Source organism: Erythrobacter sp. JB1-4 (assembly GCF_057365025.1).
This window is the reverse complement of sequence record NZ_CP200292.1, coordinates 2,114,676-2,135,368: the sequence shown is the minus strand read 5'-3', so window position 1 is coordinate 2,135,368 and position 20,693 is coordinate 2,114,676. Positions and strand designations below refer to the sequence as shown.

Below are 20,693 nucleotides of genomic sequence, written 5' to 3'. Positions count from 1 at the left end.
GTACGGTGTGCTACCGTTTTCCCACTGCGAGGTCCAAGTCCAGTGCCGACGGAGACTGACTTCGACGGGTCATCGCCTGACCTAAACCGTTGGAGCGAGAGCAACAGATCAGGCCGCCGAACTGATCTGCGAAAGCCGGCTCAATGACAAGCATCCCCCAACAAGACGCACCCCTGATAAGCTGACGGCTAAGAAGCGCGTGCTAGGCAAGGGAGCGGGATCTGTCGCTCCCGTCAGCCTCGCGCCGCTTCGACCCGTCGGCGCTCAGGAGTGCATGCGGTGCCCAGATCGAAGAATGCCGCGCCCGCAGGAGCATCGCTAAATGCGATGCGGGACCGAGCGCGTCTACAAGCGCCGCTCCGTTTATCTACTCTACCTACCTCATGCGAGTAGACGAATGGGCAGGAGCCGATAAGGGCTCCTGCCCTGGAGCGGGGCCTAAAACTCATCGAGCATAGCCCCGTGAACTGTGTGCACGACCCGGCCTGCCAAGTGATCTGGCAGCGCGTTGTAGTCGCCTTCATCCAGAGCAATGTAACCAAGCTCGTCATCGGCAATGATGTGCTGGTCAAAGAAGCTGTGAAGCGCGCGCTGCTCGGCAAGCGCAAGAGCTTCGAAGTAGCTGTTCGAGTTCGTATGAGCGCTAGTAAATCCGGTCATGGTATCCTCCTGATGCGTGTCTGTGAAACGACAGGTGGAAGGCGGATGGGCGCGCAGATTGTGGGTCACAGGACCGCTCAAAGAGCGGCCGCAAGGCGGCGGTAGGGGCAACGATTTTGTCGAAGCGAAGCGTCAGCGAAGAGAAAGGCAAAATGGTGGGACCCTGCCGTCCTTGACCCGCACACTGCGCTCCCATCACCCTTGGAAGGTTCGTGAGCAAACCGTCTCCCGCTCGTTGCCAAGAGCGCCAGTTTCGAGAGTCGATTGGACTTTCCTACAGGCACCTTTTGAATGCATTACTTCCGCTGGGAGGAGCAGAATTGGGGACGAAGGAAGTACCCCAATGCCATCCAAACGAAACGCTGTAGCCGCTCTCAAGAAGCTTGAAGCTGACCGGCTTGCCTTGGACAAACGCAAGCAAGAACTTGAAGAGCAAGCCTCTCTCGAACTGGGCCGGATTATCCTTGGAACAGGGTTAGAGGCCTTCTCAAAAAAGGGCCTCTCGAAAAATGCAAGCGAGCTCGGGAAACTCGGTGAAGAGGAAGCCATAAAGCGGCTGGTTCAAAAGCCAGCCTCCGCATCACGCAAAGTTCAAAGCCAATCACAGTGAATACGAGAAAGGGCCCTGTCCGGTTAGGACAGAGCCCTTTCGTGAGGAGTGGAATGATCGAGATCAGTCGATCTCGGGGGCATCCTTGTTGTCATCGTTCTCGCCGGCTTCGTCGCTTTGGCCATTACCGCGCGAGAGGAAATCAACCTTGTCGGCGAGGATCTCGGTGCCGTAGCGCGTGACCCCATCCTTATCATCCCATTGGGTGTAATGTATGCGACCCTGCACACTGACCAGCTGCCCCTTAGAGCAATATTGCTCGACCGTTTTGGCAAGTCCGTTGAAGCAAGTGACGCGGTGGAATTCGTTTTCCTTGGCGGTGTAGTCATTTCCATCCTTGTAGGTCTTGCCGTCATTGTCCCGAGCGGGGTGATCGGTGACGACTGTGATGCCGGTAACATTGGTGCCACCTTTGGTCTCACGGGCTTCAGGATCGCGGGCGATGCGGCCAGTAAGGATTGCGATATTGGTCATGATAAGGTCCTTCAGTTGCTTGAGCCGAAGACCATCTCCGGCTTGCGAGACAACCAAAGAAGCAGGGCATGGGAGAACTGCACCGCAGGAGCGAAGCTTCAAGGGGAACCTGTTTATGACGGGTGGTGCGGGCAGGCGTGCCCAAGCGATTGCAGCAAAAGTGGGAACCGCTTTTGCGTCCGCAATCGCGCAAAGGGTCACGCCAACACGGCCGGAAAGGAACGGGTTGCTGGGCTCAGCTGACCTGATTTAAAGGATGTTCGCGCCAAAAAGCCGGGATGGTTTTGGCGTCAATGGTGGAGGCAGTTAGACTAACCTCCGCGCTACTCACTGTTGTGGTCTGCTGGCTCGGCTAGGAGATCCATAAAGTTGCGCGCCGCTTCCCGGTCTTCTTCGTTCTCGAATGCCACATCAAGGTCGGGCGCGGCCCCGAGCATGTGCAAAAGCGCCCAGAGAGCAAAGCGCTTGCCGCGATCCTTCGTCAGGCCAAAATCGACCCGGCAATGCTCGATGCCAGCGGACAAAGCGTCAGGGGAAATCGAAGAGATGTCGTGCGTGGCGAAGTAGCGCTGCAGAAGATCATAGAGTTGCATGAGGTGAACTCTAAGCTCAAACGACTGGGCGGGAAAGCCTTTGCCTCATAACACCTTCGTTCGCCAATTCCACAAAGGCATTGGAGCGCAACTCAGGCTGCATCCGCAGAGAGTCTGGCTGCAGGCAGCGTTGCAAAGAGTTCCCGGGCTTCAGCGCACTTGGCTCGCGCGTGATAGCAATCCGTGGCTAAAGCCCGAGGTCTCGAGAGGCAAGCCTCATTGGCTTGACCGCTTGAGCGAAGTACCCAGAGGGCCGCGACGATCAACGACCGTAACGCGCTGCTTCTTGGCTTCGATCACGAGACGCTCGGTCACACCATTTCCAGGGAACGCAATGACGTACCGAGGCCCAATCGCAAGCATTTGCTCGTTGCGTTTAAAGCCTGCACGCGCTCCCAATTTGCGATCGAGGGAGAAGGTGAGTTGCTGGACTTCATGGCGTTCAGCCCATGATGCAGCAAGGCGATCGGCGCCCTTACTATCACCGCCGTAAATGAGATAAAGATCAGGAACGACGTCCCGAACCTTGTCGAGCGTTGCCCAGATATTGGAAGCATAAGTCTTGGCCTCGACATCGCTATCAAAGCGATTGCGGCCACCCGCAAACACGACCGGAGTACCTTCCAGTGAATGCGCGGATATTCGGCGTTCATTGCGCGCGCGTAAGAAATCCCGCCCATCGATGACGGCTGATGTAAGAGCTTTCGAATGCATGGCTCGCGACCCTGCCACAGGCTTCCATGATGACCCGGTTTCATCGCGGTAGAGGCATGCGGCGACTTCGCGCATACACTCGAACGCCTGCATGCTTGCATCGGCGGATTGCGCGCGCAGCACCTGTTCTTCGAGATTGGAAGAGTGAACCTCCGATCCATCCGCGGATGCAATCAAGGCCCGGATTTCATCAGACGCACGGTCGAGCTGTGATGACTTGCGCATAGCGGCCCGGTGAAACACATTCACAAAACCCCAGGCCAAATCCTCTGCATCCGCCTCGAGCGCCGTATCTGCAAACAGAGCAAAGAGATCGGACCACACGGCTTCGAGCACTTGCTGCGAGGCAGCCTCTGATGGAAAATCTGCATTGTTGAAGGGTGCGGGAGCGATGCTGAAACCCGACGGGTCTAGTCCGGCCAGCTGGGACGCAAGATTGTCGTACATGGGATTGTTCTCCTGAAATGAGGCGCCAAGCCTCACAGAAGATCTTTTCCGCAAAGGGCCTGTTCGCCGTGCCCCAAGAGGATCCGGGATAAGGCAGCATCGCACCGCGTCAGCGGGAAACCTCGCAAGGCAAGGCTGGCGCGGGCCACACGGGCCGCAGCCTTGCGCGGGTTGCGATGATGCCTGACCGGTCCAAGGGCACGAAGGACTAGCGAATAGGCCCTTCGCGGGAAGAGGCACGAGGGTGCGAAGAGATATGGAGAGGAGCAGTGAGCCGATCAGGTCGGACCAGCAAGGTCAAACTGATCAGGGGTAAAGCTGAGCACTTCGCCATGAGGAAAGGCAGCAATGGCAGTGAGCCGGTCACCTTCATGCCGCAAATGCCAATTGCGGCCGTGATCAGGCTCAGCCTTAGCGAAGCAGGAAGGGTCAAGAAGGGCGAGATTGATACCTTCCGGATCACGCGCTGAGCGTGCGCGGATAGCCTGCCCTTTTGCCTCACGGACAGAGGCAGCAAGCTCTTGGCAGTGCGAATAATCGTCAGGATCGAGCCAGAGTTTGGCGTTCCGAACGAGCGGCGGTTTGGTTGTGTCGACCAGTAGCGTCAAAGAAACGGGGACAGAGAAACTGAGATGCTCGCTCGTTCGATTGCCCGGCGCAAAACCGGGTGACCGACTAAAGAAGCGCAGCCGCCAATAGGCGGTCTCGGCGATGGCCGTGCCTTCCGCTTCGCTCGCATAGAAGATTCCAGTGCCACTCATTGGCGCGGCGGAACCGACTGGCGACTTTGTGCCCATACCGAAAGGGCGATGCGAGCAGATAGTGAAGGCTATGTGCTGACTTGGGCAAGTCAGGCTTTGCATCATCGGCCAACTCTTCGAGCCGCTGCTGCTCGGCGATATCAGAGGTCAGGCGATTGGTGGAAATGCGATGCTGCGCTTCGACGACCCGCCATACGGTGCGACGATAGCGCCGAAACTCAGACGCGAGCTCTGTGGGCGTCCACATAGTCGCAAACCGTCATGAGACCTTTGAAGCTGTCGACCATATCGATCGGGCGCGCATCAAGATCAAGATTGGCTGTGGTTAGCCAAGCGCGCGCAGACATGTCATCGCTTCCCAGCAGAGCATCGAGCGAGCGGAACAGGCGCAAAAGGAACTGAGCAGCTTCAAAAGACTTGCTCGCAGGATCAAGCTGGGCCTTGCCAGAGCGAAGGCGGGACGCGGTGGATTCCGAGACACCAAGGATTGCACCAAGCTTAGGATTGGTAAGACCCCAAAACTCTGCAATCCGCGCAACGGCAGAGGTCAGCACCTTGCCGTCGTCAGCTTGCAGTTGGAGAGGCTTGGTCGCCATCAGCTCATCCTTTCAATTGCAAGATATACACGAACATCTGTCAAATGCAAGATGAGGTGCGTTCGTAGATCGCTTCTCCATTCGAGAAATGCCCTACCAATTTGAGCTCGCTAAACAGGTTTTCGAACCTTGGTCCGACCTTTGTGATCCACCGTTCAGCCAGCGAGACTTGCGGCTGGTAGCAGTCTGCCTCCCAGAACCGGCCGTCATCCCTCCTGGCCAGCCAGATGGCTGCAAGGCCGCAATAGGTCGAGATACCGCAATCGGCGAAGGCATTGCGCAGTAGGATGCGATCTTCTCGTCCACGCCATCCGTCATGCGGCTCCAGTGAGGGAAAGGCATGTTGTGCAGAATGAAGAATATCCTCAACCAAACACTCATAGGCCCATTGCAGGTCATCCTCACCATCATCATTGAGCAAGCGAAAAGCGACCACAGCGCCAGCTGGATGGCTTACAGAGCGTCCCATACTGGCCTCCTTCAAGCCGCGTCGGCGAGATCGACATCGGGTGCTTCAGCAACCGCCACATAGCCGCCCAAGGAGAGCAGGAGACTGGCTGCTTCTTCGGCTTTGGCTGCTGCTGTCAGCATGGCGCGCTCATCCTCTTTGAGGATTCTGAGCCAGGATGCGATGTAGCTTGCGTGATGGTCAAGGTGGGTCACCGGTAACCCAAGCTCAGCGCCTAAAATGGCAGAGGACAATTCCGCAATCAGTTCTTCAGCGGCATAGGCATGGGTGCCAAACCGGTTCTTGAGATCGCGATCGAGCCTCGAGGAATGCCCAGTCCAATGTGAAAGCTCATGCGCAAGCGTCGCGTAGTAGTGATGATAGGCATCAAAGAGCTCGGTCGGCGGCATGGTCACGCGATCAAGCGATGGCTCATAGTAAGCCTGTGCACCCTGATGCCTGAGATTGGCGCCTACACCGGCGAAGAAACGATCAAGGCGCTCGTCTCTCCCTTCCGGTTCCACTGCTACCACAGGTGGTTGCGGGTGATAGAGTTCCGGAAGTCCGTCGCATTGATCGGCATTGAAGATCGAATAGGACTTGAGCACCCGCCTGTTCTCGGAGGTTTCTTCGCCATCGACGGTTTCAACCTCTTTGGTGTAGCTCTTGTAGAAGATGGCGATGGTCGATTTCTCGCCTTTGCGCACCTGACCGCCAAGCTTCTGACATTGGCGATAGGTCATCCAATAGGGCGATGCGAAGCCAGCGCTGTCTGCCACCATCCAAAGCCAGAATGTGTTCATGCCCCGGTATGGCGTGCCACAGAAACGCAAAGGGCGCGAAACGGGCAAGCCGCGCCAGGGTTGAACCCAAGGCTTGGTGGCTTCTTCAAGTTTTTCGATGATTGCAGCGGTGATGCGCTGAGCGGGCGACACAGATGTCGCCATGCGTGCTTTGGTCATGGGAGGTCTCCTGATGACCGAGACGACACCGTCCCGGTTCAATCAGAGAAAGATCCCTCTCCTCCAATTAACTGATGCATCTCCTGAGGGTCGCCAGAAATTAGCGCCTTAGCTTCGGAGACCGAGCTGGGATAATGGGTCGAACCATGCATCTGCTTTCGCTTCATCCCTGAAAGGAAATGAGTAAATCAAGTCAGCCTTTGTCGGGCAGTTTAGACTTTCCAAGCCAATCCTAAAATTTCTCTTTGCCTTATCGATGCGGCCTAAGTGTGATAAACAGGCTGCAGACAGAAAATAGTTATGTGCCCAATAGCGATTTGTGGAAATCGCCTTTTCGGACCATTTCAATCCTGTCTCAAATTCACCTTCGAGGTAGTGTGCAATCCCCATCGCATTCTGCCACAAACCAAAGTGGGTATCCATATCGTTGAGCTGCATGGCAGCCGTAAGATTTTGCTTAGCTGCCGTCACATCACCTGCGAAAAGCTGATATTTCCCCTTTGTGCCCAATGCCGCAGCAAAGTTTGGATGCAGTGAAAGGGCTCGATCAAGTGTCAGAATTGACTCATCCAGTTGTTGTGCAACCCCTAAAGCGGTGCCAAGCGCAAAGTGTACCCACGGCTCTGTGGGATGGATCCGTACAGACCGCTCTGCCAATTTCACCGCATAATCTAGATCGTGCTCCGGATGCTTAGACCAGAGGCTCCAAACATCCAGCAGTCTGGTGAATACGCCGACAACGAAAGTAGGAGCAGACGGAGAGTCGCTATCCTCGCAAACCTCATCAACGAGTTTTCGCGCCTCCTTGTTATTCTTACGGCTCATCCTCCAAAACAAATAGCGTGCCCGCATGGTTTTGGCCCAATGGTCTCCTGGGTCGCCTGTGTTGATCGCAAAAGCCTCATTTGCTTCCTTTGCCACGACTTGCGAAGCCAGCAGCTCAGCCAGTGTTGAAGCCAGACTGCTACGAAGGCTATTGATATCGTTATCCGATGAATGGACTTGCCGTGACCAAATCACTGCGCCGTTGCTATCGTCTAGCAGCGTTATAAACACGTAGACGGTGCCTGCCTGTTTCGAAATTTTGCCAGACATCGTGTAACTGTTAAAAATGAGATGCGGTTTATGGTGCCCGACCTTTCTATGTCGGTAGAGAGGGCTAGCATCCGGTGTGCTGACTGAGAACCAATCTTGGCGGGAGATCTGTGTCACGATTTCTTCAGCGATCCCGACACCAAGAAAGCTGAGTTCGTCGGCTTCGCTCAATACTTCAAGAGGTTCAACCGACAGGACTGGCTTGCCATAACGCATGCTCAGCTCTGCTGGCAACGCCTTGGGAGGGCTGTGCTCGCTCTCAGGAGCCCGAACTGGCAATTGGTCATAAGCAAGCAAAAAATCGGCGCTGGGCTCCAGGTCATAGTAGGACTTTAAGCGCGATTTGTATGAACGTAGCACCGTTGCGTATTGAGCCACACGCTTCGACGCCTTCAAAAAGTCCAACACGCCTTTGACAGAATCCTCGTCAACTGAATCAATCAGCATCAATGACTGAGCGCATCCAAGACGCAATTTCATTTCATTTTCAGAGTTCTGCAAAGCCGTAAGGAGTTTGTCTTTTAAGTTTTGCTTTTGAGCCGTTGAGGTTCGCTCTACCCACTCACCGAAGATATCATTGATGACGGGATAGTTGGCTAGGAACGGCTCTGTTGGCCAATCGCAAGAACCACGCTCTGGATTGGCACAAACATCTTCGACGTCCCACAAATCACATTGAACTGCCATGCGCGAAAGACTGATCCAGCCCTTTCTGGGTGCGCTAAACACCTCACCAAACGCTCGCCGAATGCGAGCAAGCGCCTGCCGCAAGCCCGCTTTGGCTTTCTCGTCGGTTGAGTCAGGCCACAGCATACGCGACAGATGCTCACGCTCGAAGCCGTAGCCACCGCTCAAGGCCAAACAAAGCAACAACGCTTCAGCCTTGCGTGACTTTAGAACATCGGCTTCCGACCCATTCTCCCCGTAGGTGAAAACACCAAAGAGCCGCAGCCTCAAATTCGTCGACGTATCAACCATGTCACCCGATCCATGGACCAAAAAAGATCAGTGTGCCATCAAACTATCAGCAGGCGTCACCCAAGCTCCGACGATCGCGTCAGCGGGATCTGAGCTTGAAATGAACGCAGCAGCTAACAATCCTCCCATCACGGAGCATTCGACTGATCCAACGTTCAATACGGTATCAACCCAATCGCCAGCACCAGTTAGATTTTCACACCCCGGATGCAACGGATTGATCCTCATCGAACGGGTCTTTGGCGGCGACTGAGTGTAACGGTCCGACGGATAGACATTTCCGCGGAAGTAGTGGTCCAGAATCCTGTCTTGCCCACTAGCACTTGCATTTTGAGAACTTGCGTGAACGTAGACGTCATCGAAGTCCAGTGTATGGGCGTTCACCGTCTCATCAGTCTGCTCTACGCTTAATGGGAGCAGGTCTGCGCCTAATACTGTCAACATTGTTCGGGTCGTCTCGTAGGCGCGCAAATCGGCAACTTGGCGCTGCGTCAATCCCGGCAGCTTAGGTGGATCAACCATTACGCCGCAGCCATAGAGCAGCCCTTGTGGACCATCATTACCCCAGTCTTCGAATTCCAAATATTTCGAAAAATCCAATTCCCCGTGCATTTCACCAGGGAAGTTCGCACTGCCGTAGTAGAAAGATTTAGTCTCACCTTCTTCTATCAGCTTCGGCATATCCGCTAGCGTCTCAATCGGCTGCTTGAACCAAATCTGCATTGCCTGCGTGGCAGTCGTTGGCATGGCCGTAATGCGCTCACGCCAATGTGCGTTGTTTTTGATTAGGCTCGGAGCACTAATAGGGAGCGCCATGGGCGGGATCGCCAATATGACTTTAGCAAAGTCAGCTGATTCACCTGCGCCAACAGCAAAATGAACTTGCTCACCAAAAGATGCATCGCGAGGCTTTTCGAAGTCAGAATCCTCAATCCCATCAGCAGCGACAAGTTGGTCGTAGTCTGGTCGGTTTGACCAGCATCGAAGACCTTTGACCTCGCGCAATGGGTTATACCCATTGGTCGTCCGTAACTCGGCCTGCTCTTGAAAACTCAATCCAGAGACCGACTGTCCATCAGCGGACATTGTAACATCCGTCAACTCGTGAAAGAATTTGAAGGTAACCCCCTGCTTGAGAAGGTAGAGATAGAGAGGCGTAATAATTGTCTCACCTGTTCCAGCCTCAAACAGCCAAAGTGATTTACCAACATATCCTGCACTTCGGAGTGCCCACTGAACGTAACTCGCAGCACTCATACTCGGTTTGGCTGAAATGTCTCCTCTAGGGAATTGAAAGGTCAAGTTAGCTATGTATGAAACAAGTGGCGATTCCAGCAGATTGCTAGTTGCTCCATGGCTTCTGAGCCAATCTTGGAAATCGATGTGGTCAATCGACACGAAACCCTTGAATAAAATGTTGTCATCACGAATCCCGCGCAAGATGACTTGGAACATTTCGATCTCAAGCAAGTCACGTCGAACCGCATCTGCATTGTTGGTCGAATGTCGAACGGAGAAATCAATGAAAGGACTGAACCGCTGCCAAAAATCGCCGTCCGATTTGTCATCAATCGGAAAATCACTCCAGGAAGCTTGCACCACTCTAGCTGACAGCACACTCCGTATCTCATCCAGCGAAGCAATGACGTCACTCCACCTGGTATCCTGATCCACCCACAACGACTTATCGTCACCAGCAAAGCCCTTTAGTTTCTTCTGAAGGGCAGCAGCGTACATTTCCAGCCAGACAAACAATAACTGCGGTGCTTTTCCCTCGAAGAAGTCGAGAGTGAACGGGCTCTTGGGGGTCCATTTAGGCCAGCGCTTCAGCGCAGCACCATGACGCTCCCAATGCAGGCCTGTATCGACTTGTACAAAGGCCTTCTCGAAACTGTCTATCGGACCACCTTCGAGATCTTTGCTGATGCCATTGTAGACGCTCCTCATCATTAAGAGCGTATTATAATAGCACCCAAGGAAGCCATGGATGCCATGCTCCTCTATCCTCTCAAACGTTCCACGCCCGGTCGCGCATTTACCTCCGAGCCGCCAACCCATTTGGAAGACCGTAATGCTTGATCCTGGAAGATTGCCGTTCTTTATCAATCCGTAGGCTGCGCTCAGCCCACCCATGCCACCACCGATTATTGCGACCCGTTCCACCATTACGCTCCCCTGTGTTCATGGCCGCAGCTTAAGCATTATGGGGGCGAAACACAGCAATATTTTCAAATTAACGCACAGTATAACGCTGAGAGTGACGCGCAGTGATACTTGCGCAGCTCATACCGCTCCTTGTCACGAGACTGCAGATGAGGAGAATAAGTGTGCCAGCTCAACCAAACCGTAAGTTACTTGTCAGCGTTTTTGACGCTCAAGAGACACGCGAAGCGATAATCGGTGGTGGCAGAATCATCGACAGCGAAGATCCGTCCAGCGCTTTAGGTAACATTAAGCCGCGACAGATCATGGCAATCAGTGATGCCGCACTTGATTACAAGCGCGGATTTGACGTGATGCTCAGCACCAATATCGGTGAAGACCAACTGCTCTTTGACCGTTCAGAAGATGGGCGGGCCATCCCAAAATCACCTTACGAGATGGCTGGTAAGGCCGCCCAGGCAGCGATTGGTGTCTCATGCGCGATGGGGACCAAAGTGCACGAAACCAGCTTCGTAAAGGTCGGCCTCGACGGCATGGAGCTGTCGTTGTTCAAGGATGTTCTCGAAGAAGTTGTTCTCACCATGAAAAACACGGTCGAGTTCAACAACACTCGCGTTATGTCTGTGCTCTTCGTTCAAGACATGGACCTTTGGGAAGAGCGCCGGAAAGATCCACGAACGATCGAAACGCTACTCGCAATCCGGGAGTACCACGCCCAAGATGATGGCGATGTCGATCTACTCGATTTCAAGGAATACTTCCGCGAGAAAGAGAAACTCGAAGTCGAGAATTTGGCTGATCTAAAGAAGCACGGCTTGCTTCCAGCAGATGCGACAAACAGCAAAGTCGTTCTTAATACACTTTTCGCGCATTCGGATTTCGGTCTTGATCCAGAGGGTGGACGTCGAACGAACAAATCCGTGATCAAGGCGATGGTCGATGCCACCGCTGACGCGGGTGCTCACGCGATTATGCTAGATACGCGTATTCAGACCAAAGCAAGCCGGATAAGCCTGCTCGATTTGAGCAAGGAGCGGAATCCGGACGAAGAAGACCTCTTCGATTTCTCGCAGTATGATGATGGCGGTGGCAGCAAGCTTCCAAGGAAGGGTATCCTGTCGCTCGGTGAAGTCAGGTTCTTCGTCGACTACTGTCATAGCCGCGGGATCGAAGCCAATCTGGCTGGATCACTTCAGAGCTATCATGCTCAGCAAATTTGGTATCTTGTGCCTGAGGCCGACCAGATTTCGACCCGAGGAGGTTCCTCTGGCGTCCGCCGAACTCTTACCGACGGCGAAGATGATGGTGCAGACACACGCGTAGCGCGAGTGACCAAGCGATCACTCGTAAGAGGTCTCGTCGCGCCAGAAGATGGCGGGTGCCTCAATCTTCCAGTCAGCATGAGCGGTCAAGCCAAGGCGATGGCTCGCGAACTGACCCAAGAATACGGCCTCGAGGGCTTTTGGGTCGACCAATACGGCAATCAAGACGCAATTTGAGGGGGACATTCACGATGACAAGCAAGAACAAAGATATCACCGGAAAGCCTGTCGAGAGCTTCGATATGACTTTCACCTGGCAATCAGTCTGGGTCGAGCTGTTCGACAAACAGATCGAACTGTTGAAGAATGAAGTCGCTCGCCGTCGCGATGGCGAAGACAGATCGATAATCTATCTTAGTTGCCCGATCAGCAATCGCGGAGGGGGGTACGAAGAGACGAATATTGACATCGCACGTTTCACTCAGCGCAGACTGATGAATGAATGGGGCGAGCGAGTTTGGATCCTCAATCCAGCACAGTACCAGCTCGAATCCAAAGCTGGCACGGGCTTATTCGAACGCCACGCGCGTGATCTAGGTCTCGATCTCGACATTGCCGAATTAATGAAAGAGCATCGTCTTACAGGCGGCGACTACATGCGCATGTGGACCAAAGTTCTGGTTGAGGACGGGCTCGACAATAAAGGCGATCTCTTTGATGCGTATTACTTTATTGGTCCAAGCGATGCCCGACAGTTCTTCGCCGAAAACGGCCTAGGCAACGATAGCGCAGCTATTGAAGGACACTTTGCCCGCAAATACGCGACTGACCCTGATTTCAAGGCCCATTTCGACACGCAACCAGGCTCTTGGTCAGAAAAACGCGATGACTATTGCCGCTTTTACACGCTGCGCGCGAGCGCCAACTTCAGCAAGGGATGTCACGATGAATGGAACATCTTTGCGCAGCTCAATAAAGCACGCCTCGAGGGAGAAAAACCCGATGTTGGGCAGTTGATCGCAGGTTACTTCGATGGCCAGCAAATCGACCCCGGAGCAGCCATTCAACGCATTGAACCGGGATACGCATTATGAGCGGATCTCTAATTCATATCGTTCTGTATGAGCTCGATGATGCTTTGACCGATGAGAAGCTCTCAGAGGTGACGCGGCTTTTCTACGAGTGTCATGGGAAGATCCCTGGTGTGACCTTTGCCAGCGTGAGTCGCAATTTCAGCGAGAGCGGCTTTGCCTCGAACTGGACCTACTCAGTTTTGATCGAACTCGAAAATGAGAGCGCGCTCGAGACCTTCCTGGCTCATCCGCATCACGATAAAATCACAGCAGCAACGCAAGACGGTTTCGCCAACCAAGTCGCTGTATTCGATCACAAGCGAGGCAGCGAACCCATTCCGATGCCCTGTGAGTGGTACGACATGCCTTACGAAGGCTGCCCGTAACCCAGCGGCAATTCGCCACCGAAAATCAACTTCACATCGCAGAATTCAGGAGGCCATCTTGGCAAAAATTAGCACTATTGGAATCTTGGTATACGAGGGCTGCGGGGAGCAGGACACGCTCACCGTTTGGGAGATCTTTCGTTCGCTCGTCGTCGCCGGCATCGATCCGCAGGTCGATATCAAACTTGTCCATGCAACGCTTGGCGACGATGAATCAGTCACCATGCAGATGGGGCTGAGAGTGCCCCATGATGGTCCCGCAGGCGAGAAACTGTTCGACTTCTTCTATGTGCCGGGCGGACTGGGAAGCGGTACAGCATCGCAGGACGAACGCATACTTGATCTGGTCCGGCGGCATCATAAGGCACGCAAAATAGTCGCCACGAATTGTTCCGGAATTTCCATTCTACACCGTGCTGAGATTCTTGGAGTAACTCCAGTGACTAGCGCTGCGACAGTAGCACGCAGGCTACGAGAAGAAGGCACAAATGTAGTCTCGCCACGTGTGTCTTGGCTTGGCGTCCCTGAAGATCGCCTATGGACCGCTGCAGGCGGAAGCGCTGTTCACGATAGCACTGTAGCAATGATATACGAGTATTGGGGTGACGATGTCGGTCGGCAGGTCGCTTTGATGTGGGACACACGCGGCAAAGTCGGCGATGCGGCACTCACTTCGCGGCAAGGTCCACCATTCTTTATCTACTCCAACGACGAGAATGAGCTGCAAGACGGCATTCAGGATGTATTGTTGCCGCGCATCGGGCTTAACCAGATCCGTGTTCACGCACCGATAACCCTGGCCGAAGCCAAGGCGCGCCGCTCAGTTTATCATTCGTACCTCAAGCACAACCCTGATTTACGCGATATCGAAATCGGCGCTCACAACGAGATGATAATCCTGGAGCCAGGCGAAACGGGCGACGAAGATACGCTAGCTGAGGCTGTCGCGCTGCTCAAAGCGGAAGGACAGCCTGAACAATTTGTCGAGTTTCCGCGTCATTCGCACTCAATGGGTGAGAAAACGATCTGCCTCGAAGGCACCTATTTGGAGCATGTATCAGATCCTCAAGACCTTGTTTTCGACAACGGCATGGATCTCACAGCGTTTCACAAGGCGTATCCGAACACAATCGCGACTTCGCAAAATGCTAACGGTTCATTGGAGGTTGAGTTTCTACCCGGAGCGCAGTGGTCCATGGGGAATGGCTCTCAGCACAAGCCTGGGGGACGCATCGGCGATAACGGCTTTCTACTGGCTCAAATCTACTGGCCTGGAGAAAACCAACTTCTGGAAGAGGGAGCTTGATCATGGCCACCAATCTACGGCCCGGCATCGATACGCCTCCACCATCAAACTTCCTAATCGCTAAACTCAATGTTCCGCATAATGATGGAGCCAAATTGCGCCTAGCGTTGGAAGACCTTGGGAAAACCATAGACCAAGCGCTTGATCCAAATCGTGAGCACAATGGCGAGAAAGTGGTCGCGCATTGGGCGCATAACGTTCTCGTTGCCTTTGGCCTACCCTTCTTTCTTGGACCATTGGCTGACCGGCAAGATGGGCCGGTCGCCAACTTTCCACCGGGTGGTCATTTTGAAAGGCGCCCAGCCACCCGATTTTCTCTTGATGTTTCAACACCTCTGTACTTGCGAACAATGGCAGCAACTGGGGATGAGGACTGGATCAAAAAGAACCACCCCGATGCATCTCCCGAAGAGGCCACAGCGCTTTACCAAGAGTGGCTCGCAAAGGCAGAATGCGACATTCTCATCTACGTCGAGAGCAATCTGCGTTTCTTGAATTTGGAGACATGGGAGCAAATCAGGGCATGCCTTTGTGATGCCCATGAATTTGAACTCTGCGGCCCCGTGCAATTGTCGACAGGTCGTGAGGACGGCAGGGATCTGACCGGATGGCATGACCCAAAGAGCAACCTTGACGACATGATCGAGCAAGATCCCGCATCATATCGCAGTAAGGTTTTTCTGCCTCACCCGGCACCAATGTACCCAGGCGAGGATCTGAAGAATCGAGATCCACTTATGTACAATGGCGGGACCTACCTAGTGCACCGCAAATATGAGCTCGATCTTGAGCGTTGGAATAGCGACACGTTTGAGTTCAACAGCACCATCGGTGCACAGTCTTTTAAAGGTGAGGATGCGCGGCAATATGCGATCGGAAGAGATCGCGAGACAGGGAAAGTTCTTTGTCCCTTCAGCGGCGCGCTTCTCGAACACGAAAATGGGGCCTCAGAGGTCTCAATGGCTCTGGCGGATTCCCACATTGCCATGGCACGGGGCAACGGCCCGGCGCCTTTCCGGGGGCCATTTACCCCCTCAAGGATGCCGACGACATAAACGTCTTCAACATTCAGGACATTCGCGTGCGTCGTCGTGGTGGGAACTGGATTGAGACAGATCAGGAATCGGGAAAGACCAGCCAAGGACTGCATTTTTTCTGCTTTCAGAACAACATTCAGCAGACTGGCTTCGAGTTCATCAACAATATCTGGCTTCTGAACCCGATGTTCCGATTGCAGGTGGATCCAATTCTCGACGTTGAGAACGGAATCGCCGAGCCACTAGAGGGGGCTTACTTCTTCGTCCCGCCTCCGCATCGCCATTTTCCAGGCGAAATCTTCTTCAGAAAGGAGGTGTGAAATGCACATCATACACGCCGGACGCGTTGAATTCGAAGCAGGAACCTATTCCTCTCCACATTCCGGTGAGTGGACTGTCGAACCCATCTACGGATTCGAGCCGCTCAATCCACCTAAAGGAATAAACCCTCCGCTTGGCCAGATCAGCATTACATTTAAGGAGCCGATCGAGGAACCATATGCTGTGCTGGTCACGGCAAAACGATCTCAATCGACGCCGTCATTGGCAGCAAATTATGGCGATGTAACGCCGCAGGGTTTCGTTGTTCACCTCTGGGAGACCTGTGCTGACCGAACTGTGCAGAACGGGGGATTCTCCTTTCTCGTTTCGAGCGCAGCCAAACCCGAAACCAAGCCTGCTTAACAAGCTAGATTTGTGAGGAGAATAAGAATGACACATCCCCTTTTTGAAGCTCGTTTGGACCAGCTTGAGATCGCAGTTTTCGACCTAGAGACTACAGGCCTCTACGCATCAAGAGACCGCATCATTCAGGTCGCAGTCGTGCCCTTCGCAAACAACACTCTTGAAAATGAAGGTTGGTCGCAACTTGTCCATCCCGGAGAGAGCCACTTGCCATTGCGCACACTGATAGAAGACCTTACTGGCATCAAGACCGAACAAGTTAGCACAGCGCCACCTCTCCGCACGGTTATAGAGGAATTTGACCAACGCGTCGGCACCAGGGTCATCGCAGGCCACAATATCCGCGCATTCGACATCAAATTCTTGCGAAAGGCTGAACGAACCCAGAGTATTGACCTTCAGCTTGACTATTATGTCGATACTATAGTTCTGATGCGCAAACTGCACCCGGAAATCTCGCGCTTCAACCTTCGTAGTTGCGCTGATTTCTATCGAATAGAATATGACCCGAGCAAGTTGCATGATGCCCTTTACGATACGCAACTGACCGCACGCCTTCTTCGCGCTCAGATTGACGAGCTTTCGGGGAATGGCGTCAATACTTTCGAGCAATATTTGAGTCTCGTTGGATAATCAGAAATTATTAATCCCCATTTGAAGTTTTGCTGACTGAGTTTGCAATCGTCACAAGCCTCAAAAGGCTTGATATAAGAGGTGGCGGCCCATCATAATGAGATGAGCCGCCCGCCGATTAACCTAGGCCCGTTACGAGAGGTCAGGCAGCTTGCTCAGCAATTTCGTCAATGGCATCGCCCTCAGCCGTGCTCGCAGATTCATCCTCGACCGGCAAATCAAGAGAACCAACGCGCATGATATCAGGCACCCAAGCTTCAGCCTTCGCTTTCACCTCTGCCTCACCAATGAAATTACCACTGAAGATACGCTCAGCAGCGCTCGCCAATTCTGCCTTCTTGGAGCCCGAATGTCGGCTCACCAAGTCGGGTCCTCCCACAGCATCCAGCGCTTCAAGAGTGCGGGCTTTGGGTACGCGGTCAAAATAGTTTGCACCGGTCGGACGCCACCAGTTCGCGGTCTCAATGTCGAGAAGAGCACCTAGCGCTTCGTGGAGCGGTACCGAGCGGTCGCCTTCACAGGCAAGGCTGGCGACAAGCGTCCGCGACACAACATGGCCGAGCCAGGCTGAGCGAGCTTCTTCTGTAAGAGACCGGAAGAGCTCGAAGCGTTCGACATCGGTCTCTCCGGCACGCCATGTTTCATCAAGCGATCCAGCAAACTCTGCGAGCACTGCGCTTGCAGATGCGTCTTTCGCCTCGAAGTCTGAGACTGGTCCCGATGCGATTGGCCCCACAAGCATCGAAGCCTTCTTCGCGCGCCAGTCATGACCATCGGCGTCTGCGAACGTGAAGACCATAAAATCAAGCGCGAGCGCTGGGTCATTGGCAAGATGGATGGCCAAGATGTCGCGACGCTGCATGGCGAGTTCATCCAGCAGGCGCTTCGACAGCGCTGCTCGCCTAGGCATATCGCGTTGGCCCGTTTCCATAGGTTCCACAACATCGTCATCTGCCTCGAGAACTTGGGTCTCGGTGTAGAATTGTGGGATTAGGCTGGGTTCTCCCGTGCGAGACAATACTAAGAAAGCACCTGCCTCTGGCTTTAGCTCGTCTGCAAGGAAAGGTGGACGGTCGTTGAGTTCGCGCATGGCGCGGTCGATGACGACCAACTCAGTTTCGGCTTTTGCGATCTCGTCTTCGTCGCTTTCCTCGTCCTCAAGGATGGCCGCAACACGGTCGTAGTCGCCCTCAAGCCTACTCAGCTCTTGAGCGTCGCCTTCGCTCAAGGGAGTGGGTTCGCAGGGAAGGCGAGAAAGACCTTCAATGAGATCATGACTGACATAGGTTCCAAGGGTTGGACGTATCCAAGCTAGCCCAAGGTCGTGCGCGGTTTTCTTAGCAACAGCGTCCATCGCTCTTTGCGCAAGGTCTTCAAGCAAGGCCTCATCGTCAAAGAGTTCACGATCAATCGTGCCGCCCGCTTCAAGATAGGCTTCGCGTCCAACGAGAATGGCTCGTGGGTCTGAGCCGCGCGCGGTGCTATCAAGAACCATGCGCCGGATCGTATCAGGAGTGATCTGATACCAAGCATTTTGAAGCTCAGCATAGACATGCTCCTGCCGATCCGTGTCCGAAACCGCACCATAGGCTTTTGCCATATCGAGCGTGATCGCCCCTTCAGCGAGGGCTTCAAAGACGCACGGCGCGAGTGCGGCTAAACGCAGCCTGCCTTCAACAAAGCGAACCGTCAGCCCGAAGCGACGCGCGACATCTTCTGTCGTTGCCCCAGACTTGATGATGGCGGCAAAGGCTTGCGCTTCGTCGGCCGGGTTCATCGCGAGACGCTGAAAGTTTTCTGCGAGGCTGGCTTCGCGGGCCTCGCTTTCCTCGACTTCGATAACCAAGCAAGTCACTTCGTGGTTCTTGGGAAGCGTTCCTTCCTCGACCAAGGCCTGCAATGCAGCAAGGCGTCGGCCGCCAGCTTCGACTTCGAATTTGCCGCGCGTGGCTTTGCGAACAACAAGGTTTTGCAAGAGGCCGCGTGCGGCAATGTCAGCTCTCAATTGCAAGTCGGCAAGAACGTCGCTTGCTTTGCGCACGTTGCGTGGGCTTGGGATCAATTTCTTTAGGGGAATGGATTGGATCATGAGGATTCTCCTGTCTTTGTTACGCCCCACGACGACCGTGTGGCCAAAGACACAGGAGCTCTCTCCCCTCTAAGCTATGCTCTTTCTGAGCAGCCATGCTTGGAGTTCATCGTTCCAGTCTGCGCCTTGCGCACTGGCTTTGCGGATCAGGAGCTTGCGACTGGGCGCAGCGTAGGCTTGAAGTGCTTGAGCAGCTGCGAGCTCACCGCCTGCATCATGGTCCACAAAAAGATGCAGCTCGGCAACACTTTCAGGGATTCTCACCAAGCCAAAGCGCTCGTTGCCGAGCGTCGCCCAAGTCGGAATACCGGTGAGTGCATAGGCCGACATGGCGCTTTCAACACCTTCTGCAAGACCGAGCTTGCCATCAGCTGGAGCAAAAAGGCGCACTGCCGCTTGGCCCAAAGCACCCAGTGCACGCTTGGGGTCGGCAAAGTCCGCTTTGGCTTCTCCGGTCTGTGAAAGGAAAGTTCGATGGATTGCGATCGGGCCTTCATCGAGGCTCACGGCCGCGATCAATGCTGGCAGGAATTTCGCATGGCCCTTTGGACCTAAAGGTGTGCGTGGGTGAAACCTCAGCGCGGATGATGCAGCCAGAATACCGCGTTTCTCAAGGTAGAGTTTCGCAGGACTGCCTTTGAGCGGGCGAGCATCACGCCAAATGCGCAAAGCGGCCCTTGAAGGCGCGGCGGCTGACATATCCTTGACTGGCTCGACGTCGGAAGAGCCGGAGAAGAGTGAAGGGGCTCCGATCCCTTCGCGGGCGAAAGCAGCAAGTATGTCGCTTCGATCACATCCGGCGAAGCAGTGGAAGAGAATAGCTTTACGTCCAAGGGTGACACCAAGTGAAGGAGTGCGATCATCGTGCACCGGGCAGCATGCCATGCCTTTTGTGCCAGACCACTTGCCCCCACGGCTTTCGCAGATGTGGCGGGCGGTATCCTCAAGTGAGGCCCGGGCCTGATGGGAATTCGAAAAGGTCATGCAAGCTCCTTGGCTGCTTCATCGCCCCCTTCTTGTGCTTCCCTCTCCTCTAATCGGCGTGATCGGACATGTAGTTTCCTACACCCTTTTGTTCATTCTATGTTCTCCCGCATGAATGATCAATGTTGAAAGGGTGCGCTGTGAGAGCTTCGGTTTGGTTGATCGCCATAGGCGCGCTGGCGATGGCAGCTCCAGAGAACGCACATGCGCAAGAATTCCAAGTCTTCGACCACGCTATGGGGTCGGTCGAGATCGCGTCAAACCGTCCGGCGCGCTTCGATGTGCGAGCGGAGATTGGATCCGGTCCTAGAGGACAAAGATTGCGTATCGACCGAAGCTTCAAAGAGACGCTGTACGAACCTCTTATCCGACGAGCAGAAGCACACTACCGGTTGCCGCCGATGCTTCTCCAAGCTTTGGTCTGGCAAGAATCCCGCTTCAATCCGATGGCTGTTAGCCCGGCGGGGGCGGCTGGGTTAGCGCAACTTATGCCGGCAACGGCGCGGGAGCTCGGAGTTACCAATAGACATGATCCCGCTCAAAATATCGATGGTGGCGCACGTTATCTGCGGCAAATGCTCGACAATTTCGGCGCGATCCATCTTGCGCTTGCGGCCTACAACGCTGGCCCCGGCGCCGTCAGGAAGGCTGGCGGTATACCTCCGAACGGAGAGACACCAAGCTATGTGAAGCGCGTCCTGGCAAGGTGGAGAGCTTACAGCCGGATGTGACAAGCAG

General features: G+C 54.3%; 22 protein-coding genes. 10 read left to right on the top strand and 12 right to left on the bottom strand.

Annotation, left to right across the window (positions count from 1 at the left end; all coding sequences use genetic code 11):
- Window positions 1-438 precede the first annotated feature (438 nt).
- On the bottom strand, window positions 439-660 hold the full coding sequence (locus AC0V61_RS09985) for a hypothetical protein (protein WP_486157128.1): 222 nt from the start codon (window positions 658-660) through the stop codon (window positions 439-441).
- A gap of 343 nt (window positions 661-1,003) precedes the next feature.
- Here AC0V61_RS09985 and AC0V61_RS09980 point away from each other — a divergent pair, with 343 nt between their 5' ends.
- On the top strand, window positions 1,004-1,270 hold the full coding sequence (locus AC0V61_RS09980) for a DUF6437 family protein (protein ID WP_486157126.1): 267 nt from the start codon (window positions 1,004-1,006) through the stop codon (window positions 1,268-1,270).
- Window positions 1,271-1,333: 63 nt separating this feature from the next.
- Here AC0V61_RS09980 and AC0V61_RS09975 read toward each other — a convergent pair whose 3' ends face one another.
- The 9 genes from AC0V61_RS09975 to AC0V61_RS09935 form a co-directional block, all read right to left on the bottom strand.
- Window positions 1,334-1,744: a single-stranded DNA-binding protein gene (locus AC0V61_RS09975; protein ID WP_486157124.1), complete on the bottom strand. Its 411-nt coding sequence runs from the start codon at window positions 1,742-1,744 to the stop codon at window positions 1,334-1,336.
- 323 nt (window positions 1,745-2,067) lie between these two features.
- Window positions 2,068-2,337: a hypothetical protein gene (locus AC0V61_RS09970; protein ID WP_486157122.1), complete on the bottom strand. Its 270-nt coding sequence runs from the start codon at window positions 2,335-2,337 to the stop codon at window positions 2,068-2,070.
- A 216-nt stretch (window positions 2,338-2,553) separates the two neighbouring features.
- Complete coding sequence (locus AC0V61_RS09965) at window positions 2,554-3,498, bottom strand: DUF2493 domain-containing protein (RefSeq protein WP_486157120.1); 945 nt, start codon at window positions 3,496-3,498, stop codon at window positions 2,554-2,556.
- A gap of 278 nt (window positions 3,499-3,776) precedes the next feature.
- The gene (locus AC0V61_RS09960; RefSeq protein WP_486157118.1) at window positions 3,777-4,259 is read right to left on the bottom strand and encodes an RES family NAD+ phosphorylase; all 483 of its coding nucleotides are present in this window, start codon (window positions 4,257-4,259) and stop codon (window positions 3,777-3,779) included.
- Window positions 4,260-4,477: 218 nt separating this feature from the next.
- Entirely contained in the window at window positions 4,478-4,855 is a 378-nt protein-coding gene (locus AC0V61_RS09955; protein WP_486157116.1) for an MbcA/ParS/Xre antitoxin family protein, read from the bottom strand.
- A 40-nt stretch (window positions 4,856-4,895) separates the two neighbouring features.
- Window positions 4,896-5,324, bottom strand: coding sequence for a hypothetical protein (locus AC0V61_RS09950; protein ID WP_486157114.1), 429 nt, complete (start codon window positions 5,322-5,324; stop codon window positions 4,896-4,898).
- A gap of 11 nt (window positions 5,325-5,335) precedes the next feature.
- Window positions 5,336-6,265 carry an ArdC family protein gene (locus AC0V61_RS09945; protein ID WP_486157112.1) on the bottom strand — a complete coding sequence of 310 codons (930 nt, stop codon included), beginning with the start codon at window positions 6,263-6,265 and terminating at the stop codon, window positions 5,336-5,338.
- Between the two features lie 108 nt (window positions 6,266-6,373).
- Entirely contained in the window at window positions 6,374-8,338 is a 1,965-nt protein-coding gene (locus AC0V61_RS09940; RefSeq protein WP_486157110.1) for a hypothetical protein, read from the bottom strand.
- Window positions 8,339-8,365: 27 nt separating this feature from the next.
- The gene (locus tag AC0V61_RS09935; RefSeq protein WP_486157108.1) at window positions 8,366-10,504 is read right to left on the bottom strand and encodes an NAD(P)-binding protein; all 2,139 of its coding nucleotides are present in this window, start codon (window positions 10,502-10,504) and stop codon (window positions 8,366-8,368) included.
- A 161-nt stretch (window positions 10,505-10,665) separates the two neighbouring features.
- On the opposite strand from AC0V61_RS09935, the gene AC0V61_RS09930 reads away from it, so the two are divergent.
- The 8 genes from AC0V61_RS09930 to AC0V61_RS09895 are packed head-to-tail and all read left to right on the top strand — an operon-like array spanning window position 10,666 to window position 16,882.
- Window positions 10,666-12,000, top strand: coding sequence for a (5-formylfuran-3-yl)methyl phosphate synthase (locus AC0V61_RS09930; protein WP_486157106.1), 1,335 nt, complete (start codon window positions 10,666-10,668; stop codon window positions 11,998-12,000).
- Between the two features lie 14 nt (window positions 12,001-12,014).
- Complete coding sequence (locus tag AC0V61_RS09925) at window positions 12,015-12,857, top strand: hypothetical protein (protein ID WP_486157104.1); 843 nt, start codon at window positions 12,015-12,017, stop codon at window positions 12,855-12,857.
- Window positions 12,854-13,222, top strand: coding sequence for a Dabb family protein (locus AC0V61_RS09920; protein WP_486157102.1), 369 nt, complete (start codon window positions 12,854-12,856; stop codon window positions 13,220-13,222). The genes AC0V61_RS09925 and AC0V61_RS09920 overlap by 4 nt, the downstream gene beginning before the upstream one ends.
- Before the next feature lie 58 nt (window positions 13,223-13,280).
- Window positions 13,281-14,528, top strand: a complete 1,248-nt coding sequence (locus AC0V61_RS09915) for a DJ-1/PfpI family protein (protein WP_486157100.1) — start codon at window positions 13,281-13,283, stop codon at window positions 14,526-14,528.
- 2 nt (window positions 14,529-14,530) lie between these two features.
- Window positions 14,531-15,583 carry a hypothetical protein gene (locus AC0V61_RS09910; RefSeq protein WP_486157098.1) on the top strand — a complete coding sequence of 351 codons (1,053 nt, stop codon included), beginning with the start codon at window positions 14,531-14,533 and terminating at the stop codon, window positions 15,581-15,583.
- A 26-nt stretch (window positions 15,584-15,609) separates the two neighbouring features.
- Window positions 15,610-15,885: a hypothetical protein gene (locus tag AC0V61_RS09905; RefSeq protein ID WP_486157097.1), complete on the top strand. Its 276-nt coding sequence runs from the start codon at window positions 15,610-15,612 to the stop codon at window positions 15,883-15,885.
- A 1-nt stretch (window position 15,886) separates the two neighbouring features.
- The gene (locus AC0V61_RS09900; RefSeq protein ID WP_486157095.1) at window positions 15,887-16,249 is read left to right on the top strand and encodes a hypothetical protein; all 363 of its coding nucleotides are present in this window, start codon (window positions 15,887-15,889) and stop codon (window positions 16,247-16,249) included.
- Window positions 16,250-16,276: 27 nt separating this feature from the next.
- Window positions 16,277-16,882 (top strand): 3'-5' exonuclease, encoded by a 606-nt coding sequence (locus AC0V61_RS09895; RefSeq protein ID WP_486157093.1) that lies wholly within the window; start codon window positions 16,277-16,279, stop codon window positions 16,880-16,882.
- A gap of 142 nt (window positions 16,883-17,024) precedes the next feature.
- On the opposite strand, the gene AC0V61_RS09890 is transcribed toward AC0V61_RS09895, so the two are convergent.
- Window positions 17,025-18,971 carry a ParB/RepB/Spo0J family partition protein gene (locus AC0V61_RS09890; RefSeq protein WP_486157091.1) on the bottom strand — a complete coding sequence of 649 codons (1,947 nt, stop codon included), beginning with the start codon at window positions 18,969-18,971 and terminating at the stop codon, window positions 17,025-17,027.
- 69 nt (window positions 18,972-19,040) lie between these two features.
- On the bottom strand, window positions 19,041-19,955 hold the full coding sequence (locus tag AC0V61_RS09885; RefSeq protein WP_486157089.1) for a DUF7146 domain-containing protein: 915 nt from the start codon (window positions 19,953-19,955) through the stop codon (window positions 19,041-19,043).
- A gap of 140 nt (window positions 19,956-20,095) precedes the next feature.
- Here AC0V61_RS09885 and AC0V61_RS09880 point away from each other — a divergent pair, with 140 nt between their 5' ends.
- Entirely contained in the window at window positions 20,096-20,686 is a 591-nt protein-coding gene (locus AC0V61_RS09880) for a lytic transglycosylase domain-containing protein (protein ID WP_486157087.1), read from the top strand.
- The last annotated feature ends 7 nt before the right edge of the window (window positions 20,687-20,693 follow it).

Coding starts and splice junctions, on each gene's coding strand:
- AC0V61_RS09950 (WP_486157114.1), bottom strand. CDS start 5,324: ATGGGACGCTCTGTAAGCCATCCAGCTGGCGCTGTGGTCGCTTTTCGC.
- AC0V61_RS09980 (WP_486157126.1), top strand. CDS start 1,004: ATGCCATCCAAACGAAACGCTGTAGCCGCTCTCAAGAAGCTTGAAGCT.
- AC0V61_RS09945 (WP_486157112.1), bottom strand. CDS start 6,265: ATGACCAAAGCACGCATGGCGACATCTGTGTCGCCCGCTCAGCGCATC.
- AC0V61_RS09900 (WP_486157095.1), top strand. CDS start 15,887: ATGCACATCATACACGCCGGACGCGTTGAATTCGAAGCAGGAACCTAT.
- AC0V61_RS09975 (WP_486157124.1), bottom strand. CDS start 1,744: ATGACCAATATCGCAATCCTTACTGGCCGCATCGCCCGCGATCCTGAA.
- AC0V61_RS09960 (WP_486157118.1), bottom strand. CDS start 4,259: ATGAGTGGCACTGGAATCTTCTATGCGAGCGAAGCGGAAGGCACGGCC.
- AC0V61_RS09970 (WP_486157122.1), bottom strand. CDS start 2,337: ATGCAACTCTATGATCTTCTGCAGCGCTACTTCGCCACGCACGACATC.
- AC0V61_RS09965 (WP_486157120.1), bottom strand. CDS start 3,498: ATGTACGACAATCTTGCGTCCCAGCTGGCCGGACTAGACCCGTCGGGT.
- AC0V61_RS09925 (WP_486157104.1), top strand. CDS start 12,015: ATGACAAGCAAGAACAAAGATATCACCGGAAAGCCTGTCGAGAGCTTC.
- AC0V61_RS09895 (WP_486157093.1), top strand. CDS start 16,277: ATGACACATCCCCTTTTTGAAGCTCGTTTGGACCAGCTTGAGATCGCA.
- AC0V61_RS09885 (WP_486157089.1), bottom strand. CDS start 19,955: ATGACCTTTTCGAATTCCCATCAGGCCCGGGCCTCACTTGAGGATACC.
- AC0V61_RS09955 (WP_486157116.1), bottom strand. CDS start 4,855: ATGGCGACCAAGCCTCTCCAACTGCAAGCTGACGACGGCAAGGTGCTG.
- AC0V61_RS09940 (WP_486157110.1), bottom strand. CDS start 8,338: ATGGTTGATACGTCGACGAATTTGAGGCTGCGGCTCTTTGGTGTTTTC.
- AC0V61_RS09985 (WP_486157128.1), bottom strand. CDS start 660: ATGACCGGATTTACTAGCGCTCATACGAACTCGAACAGCTACTTCGAA.
- AC0V61_RS09890 (WP_486157091.1), bottom strand. CDS start 18,971: ATGATCCAATCCATTCCCCTAAAGAAATTGATCCCAAGCCCACGCAAC.
- AC0V61_RS09935 (WP_486157108.1), bottom strand. CDS start 10,504: ATGGTGGAACGGGTCGCAATAATCGGTGGTGGCATGGGTGGGCTGAGC.
- AC0V61_RS09910 (WP_486157098.1), top strand. CDS start 14,531: ATGGCCACCAATCTACGGCCCGGCATCGATACGCCTCCACCATCAAAC.
- AC0V61_RS09920 (WP_486157102.1), top strand. CDS start 12,854: ATGAGCGGATCTCTAATTCATATCGTTCTGTATGAGCTCGATGATGCT.